Source organism: Aerococcus sp. L_32, assembly GCF_050689315.1.
In genome coordinates this window covers 1-1,081 of the sequence record NZ_JBOEQF010000586.1, presented here as the reverse complement: position 1 = coordinate 1,081, position 1,081 = coordinate 1, and the positions used below count along the sequence as shown (strand labels likewise).

General features: G+C 43.3%; 2 protein-coding genes. Both read left to right on the top strand.

What is annotated here, in order from left to right; genetic code table 11:
* Window positions 1-272: ATP-binding protein (locus ACRCJ0_RS14940; protein ID WP_431390998.1), on the top strand; the 272-nt coding region annotated here is incomplete at its 5' end.
* A gap of 24 nt (window positions 273-296) precedes the next feature.
* Window positions 297-1,081, top strand: a 785-nt coding sequence (locus tag ACRCJ0_RS14935; protein ID WP_431390997.1) for a 3'-5' exoribonuclease YhaM family protein, incomplete at its 3' end; no start/stop codon positions are given.

Here is a 1,081-nt window from a genome sequence, read left to right as displayed (position 1 = left end):
CGGATGATTCTGAAGTGTCTGTAAACCAATTGTCTCGCGGGGAGAAAGCCTTATTATTCGTGGCTATGCGGTTCGCCTTTATGGATGCACAGCTTGGTAACATTGAATTACCGATCATTATTGATGAAGCCTTCTCACATTTAGACCGTAAATACCGGTCAAACATTTACCGCTTCTTACAAAAATTCGCGGCATCGCACCAAATTATTTTCTTCACGGTTGATGACACCTTGTTAGACCTTGTAGAAGCGCCAGCGCAACACGTACTCTAGACGTGTGCGATAGAAAGGATACACATGGACAACTTACAACTTTTTGATGTGGCTTTAGACCAAAATTTCGATATCTTTGTATTGATTAAAGTTGCCGAAGTACGGGAAGACCGTAACGGTAAAAAGTACATCTCATTCACATTCCAAGACCGGTCTGGCTCAATCGAGGGCAAGTTTTGGGGAGCAACTGACGAAGATATTGAACAATATACTTCTGGCCAAGTAGTTGCCTTAGCGGGTAAACGAGAACTTTATAACGGGAAACCACAAGTTCGTATTAATGGTCTTCGCCTAGCCACTGACGGGGAACCCAATGATCCCTCTGACTATGTTGAACGTGGGCCAATGACCAGAACGGAAATGGTGAACGAAGTATTGGCTGTAGTGGAAGGTTTTGAAAATACCACCATTGACGCCATCGTTCGTTACTTATTACGTGAAGTGTCATGGGACTTCTTTACCTACCCAGCAGCGAAGAAGAACCACCACGCCTATGTAGGTGGTTTAGGCTTTCATACCATTTCAATGCTTCGCTTAGCCCAAGCCGTTGTCAGCCAATACGATAACATCAACAAAGACTTATTGTATGCTGGTGTGATTATTCATGATATCGGCAAAACAGTTGAATTCACTGATCCGAAGTCTACTGAATATACTGTTGAGGGGAATCTTATTGGACATATCTCAATTGTCGAAGAGATGATAACTCTTGCCGTTGATAAATTAGGGTTCGACCAGTACAGCGAAGACGTTGTCTTGTTGAAACATATGGTATTAGCCCACCACGGTAAACAAGAATGGGGTAGCCC